Source organism: Belnapia arida (genome assembly GCF_016773205.1).
GTDB classification, from domain to species: domain Bacteria; phylum Pseudomonadota; class Alphaproteobacteria; order Acetobacterales; family Acetobacteraceae; genus Belnapia; species Belnapia arida.
In genome coordinates this window covers 1-4,313 of sequence record NZ_JAETWB010000106.1, presented here as the reverse complement: position 1 = coordinate 4,313, position 4,313 = coordinate 1, and the positions used below count along the sequence as shown (strand labels likewise).

The window sequence follows — 4,313 nt, the reverse complement described above, 5'->3', positions numbered from 1 at the left end:
GACATCCGCATCGCCCCTCGCGCCAGGGCGCAAATGAAGCACCTCCACGAACCCTGTGGGTCACAAGCGATCCAGTCCGCCGGGAAAACGCTCTAGGCTCGAAACCCAATCAGGTTTTGGTGCGACGCGACGGGTTGTGATTTCAGCTCTGGGTCATCGCAGTTTGGGTCATAGCGGGTGAGTTCGGGCTGTCGGACCGGGCAATGGGCGGCGATTGCTCCGCTGTTGCCAACGAACCAGCCCGGCGCGCGACGTCGACAAGCGCACCTACAAGGCCCGCAACATCACCGAGTGTATCATCGAACGGCTCGAGGACTAGCGCCGCATCCATACCCGATACGACAAGCCCGCCGCCAATTACGCTTCAGCCATCGCCATCGCTGCCACCCTGCTCGGATGGACCTGGTTGAGGCCGGAGCCCAACGTGACCCTTCGATACGGGCGCTTCCAACCTGGTTGGTTACTTTCCCATACTTGTCGACGCCACAACTATCGTTGCTTTCAAGGCTTGAGCCTGAGGATGGTGGAAGCGCCTATGGATACGCGCATGATCTGCTCTGCTGCGTGGAGTGATATGATGGAAGGCCTTTGGAAGGCGTTCGGCATCGGCTTCCTGTCCGGGCTGCGCAGTATGTCGGGAGTGGCCGCCTTGAGCTGGGCCGCCTCGTTCGGGCACATACGGATCGGATGGATCTCGCGCGGCCCTGAGACACGTGGCTTGGCGACGCTGGCCGCTCTGGCCGAGATGGCTGGCGACAAGATGCCATTCGCGCCCGATCGCCGCATCGTGCCGTCCTTCCTGGTGCGCCTTGTCCTTGGTGCGGTTGGTGGCGCCGCCCTGGCCGGAGGCGGCGTATCGAAGACGGAGGGCGCCGTGACCGGTGTCGCCGGCGCTGTCGCTGGCACGCTGCTCGGCCGTGCGGCGCGAGGTGGCACCACTCGGTCCGACAGCGACTGGGTACGCGCGCTCACCGAGGACGCCTTGGCAGCCAGCCTCGCCGTGGCACTCATCCGCTCAGCTGCACGGACGGGCAGGACGTAGGTCGAGGCAGTATGTCTTGGACCTCGGTGGGACTTGGTTGTGCGGACTGTGTTGCAAAATTTGAGTCGGATTGCAGTTCACGCTGGAACGGCGAACCCAGTGATGTTGACCCCTATCTCGAACGCCTTCGCCCTTGCGGCTCGATGTTTACTGGCAGTGGTGTCGTCGCGGCAGACGAGAAAAAGGTTGACGATTTGGCCATGGGTTGAAAGAAAACGCTGTGTCGTCGGGCTGACTTGGAGCGCTTCATCTGTGCTCTCGTCGTCGCTTCGGCTGGTATGAATTCTCCGCTCGGTTGTTCAGGCCCTTGTGCCGGCGGTGCTCGCGCGGGACATCACCTCCGTTTCGCCACCCCGTAGCTTGGGAGTTTTTCGGTGATCATAATGCGGGGTGTCCCGCATTGCCGCTTTTGCGACTTCCGCTGTAAACGCCTGGAGGCTCGCCTGTCGCACCGGCTCCGGACCAGCACGTCGAGCACAGTCCGGTCTGATTCACAGCACTTCACAACCAATGCTTCATCCAAGCGATCCTGATGGCCATTTAATCTAGGTGCCACTTGTCGCCAGCAGAGGGCAGCCGCCGTTGAATCCAACTGGCGAGCTCCTGGCCAAATTTGAGTGCCCATTGTCGCACGGTTTCGTGGCTGGCAGCGATGCCATGCGCGCCCAGCATCTCCTCGACCATGCGTGAGCTGAGCGGGAAGCGGAAGTACAGCCAGAGCGCGTGGTTGAGCACCTCGCCCAAACGCATCGCCACCGATGGTCACGGCTCCTACTACGGGCGATTCACTCAACACCAAGCCGCCGGGCCACACACCGGACCAACGTCTTCGGGAACAAAGGACTAGAACAGGACCATTGACGCGTAAACCGATTGGTCAGACCAGGGCTTGGCTTCGGTAGTTTTCGCACGGCGCAACGAACACTGGCAGGCTAGGAGGTGATGGCGATAAGCAGTAAGGGGCAGGTGCAGAAGGTTGGTGGACGAGACCCTCAGACCCAAGCCATCCTTGTCGCGGAGCTGTTCCAGGCCGCTGCCTGATTCACAGCTTGCTGCGATTCTCAGCAATTCACCGCGAACTTGCAGCGCCAGCAAGCCGCTCACCTCCGCAGACGCCGGATCTGGTAACTATCGAAGGTATACTCCGAGAGCTGGAGCCATTGATAAGCATCCTGCCGGAAAGCCGCCATTTCCCGGTAGACTTCGGCATAGATCGGGTCGGCCCGTGAATACTCCTCATGCATTTTGGTTGTTTCCTCGAAGCAGGCGTCCAGCACCGATTGAGGGAAGGGACGGAGTTGCGCGCCTGCGGCAACCAAGCGCTTCAATGCTTGGGGGTTGAGCGCATCGTACTTGGCCAACCCCAAAGACGTGGTAGCCGCAGCCGCAGTTTGGACGATGCTGCGATAGGCCGGCGGCAGCTCTTCGTATTTCTGCTTGTTAACGATGAGCGAGAGGATACCTGTCCCTTCCCACCAGCCGGGATAGTAATAATAGGGCGCGACCTTATAGAGGCCAAGCTTCTCGTCGTCATAGGGCCCGATCCACTCGGCAGCATCGATGGTCCCGCGCTCAAGCGATGGGTAAATGTCGCCTGCCGCGATCTGCTGCGGCACGCTGCCGAGGCGCTGAAAGACATGCCCTGCCAGTCCGCCGATGCGGAATTTTAGTCCCTTCAGATCCTCGACGGAGCGTATTTCCTTGCGGAACCAACCACCCATCTGTGCGCCGGTGCTAATCAGCGGCCAGCAGAGCACGTCGTGCTTCTGATAGAGCAAGCGGTTCAGCTTCTCATTGCCGCCCAGCTCGTAGAGGTAAGCCATCTGCTGCCGGCTGTTCAGCCCGAACAGCAAGACTGTGGCGAACATGAAGGCCGGATCGGTGCCGATAGAGTAGGAGGAGGCGGTGAAGCAGCTTTCCACGAAGCCCTTGGATGTTGCCTCCCGCGCTTCAAGAGCCGGGACGATTTCGCCCGGCGAGAAAACACGGATGGTGAAGTCGCCGTCAGTGGCGTCGCTAACCATTTTCGCAAAAGTAGTTGCGGCGCCGTAAAGCGTATCCAGCGTGCGGGGAAAGCTGGAGGTGAGCCTCCAAGCCACTTTGGGACGGGTCTGCGCCAGGGCTGGTGCGGCGATGCTGAGCGCAGTAGGAACAGCGCCAGCGGTCAGCATCATGCGTCTGTTCATGTAAATTTTCCTCCAAATTTTTTGGGCCGTCGTCGCGCAGCCTATCTATGTTGTAGCCAATGGTCCCGTCGGCGCTGCCAATGTCCAGAAGATACCTTAGTTTAGCTTCCTGCCAAGAGCGGCTTGGGTTCGGCCAGGCGCTGTCGGTGCCGCAGAGGAGCATGTTATTCCCGATGGCACCTTTCGCTGCTGCGAATACACACCTCTTCTCCCGCGATAATCTGGGCAACGTGGATCGCCGTCCCGCCCGGACATGCGCAAGGCGAAGGTGACGCTGGCGAGGAAGCTGGCGATGGTCCTGCACCGAACATTCTTGGATGGCTTGCACTTTATCGCTGTTCGCGCCACGGCAGTGACCAGAGGTAAGAAAGAATCCGCCTATCATTGGGTGTTGCATAAGGCACGACCTGAAGAGGCTTGGCCGGCTGAAGTTGAGCTGAGCGAGTTCTTGTGGCTTCGCCTTTCCATTTTCTTCCGTCCGCCAACTGACACCATGGGGCGACGGTTCGCTCGTGTTCAGCACCAGCAGAGGTTGAAGAGCATTGGAACCGTGACTTCAGCCATTGCTCATTGTTGAGGTCGGCCATTATTGGTTCGTGCGGCATAGTCTTGTCGACGCCAACAGGTTCATCTTTCTCGCCCATGTCCGCTCCGTCGGCCCGCACGATTGGCAGGGTGTTAGAACCGTGATCGGCCGTGCTGGCGCCGTAGATTACCGTGTCTGGAGCCGGTCTGAGCGGCCGCAGCGGCCGTGGGCACTTCCACGCGCTGGCTCCAAAGCGAGCGCGGTTAATGAGTCGAGGTGTCGGAACCACGGTCGGCACCTATGGCGCTATTGCTTGGTAAAGCAACCGAAAGGTTCCCAAATTATCCACGCTGGTCGGTAGTCGAGAGGATCTCTGCATAGCTTTCGAGCTCGCGCGGGCTCCCACGCAACTACGAATGGTTTCCCACAAACTAGCGAAGCTATGCTCCAGGATGCAACGTCTCCCATCATGCTCCGGCATGCCGGGTCACGTCCGTCAACGTGGTGGAATTTGCTGATGGGCTGCGGGTGACCACGGCTCAGGCGGGCCGGGGTGGCA

Annotated in this window: 3 protein-coding genes; 1 reads left to right on the top strand and 2 read right to left on the bottom strand. The window is 60.1% G+C overall.

The window, feature by feature from the left end; translation table 11 throughout:
* Nucleotides 1–535: 535 nt before the first annotated feature.
* Entirely contained in the window at nucleotides 536–1,042 is a 507-nt protein-coding gene (locus JMJ56_RS32635; protein ID WP_202836039.1) for a hypothetical protein, read from the top strand.
* 540 nt (nucleotides 1,043–1,582) lie between these two features.
* Here JMJ56_RS32635 and JMJ56_RS32630 read toward each other — a convergent pair.
* Both JMJ56_RS32630 and JMJ56_RS32625 read right to left on the bottom strand, forming a co-directional pair.
* Nucleotides 1,583–1,798, bottom strand: coding sequence for an IS6 family transposase (locus JMJ56_RS32630; RefSeq protein WP_202836038.1), 216 nt, complete (start codon nucleotides 1,796–1,798; stop codon nucleotides 1,583–1,585).
* Nucleotides 1,799–2,142: 344 nt separating this feature from the next.
* Nucleotides 2,143–3,228 carry a TRAP transporter substrate-binding protein gene (locus JMJ56_RS32625; protein WP_202836037.1) on the bottom strand — a complete coding sequence of 362 codons (1,086 nt, stop codon included), beginning with the start codon at nucleotides 3,226–3,228 and terminating at the stop codon, nucleotides 2,143–2,145.
* Nucleotides 3,229–4,313 lie beyond the last annotated feature (1,085 nt).

Coding starts and splice junctions, on each gene's coding strand:
- JMJ56_RS32635 (WP_202836039.1), top strand. CDS start 536: ATGGATACGCGCATGATCTGCTCTGCTGCGTGGAGTGATATGATGGAA.
- JMJ56_RS32625 (WP_202836037.1), bottom strand. CDS start 3,228: ATGAACAGACGCATGATGCTGACCGCTGGCGCTGTTCCTACTGCGCTC.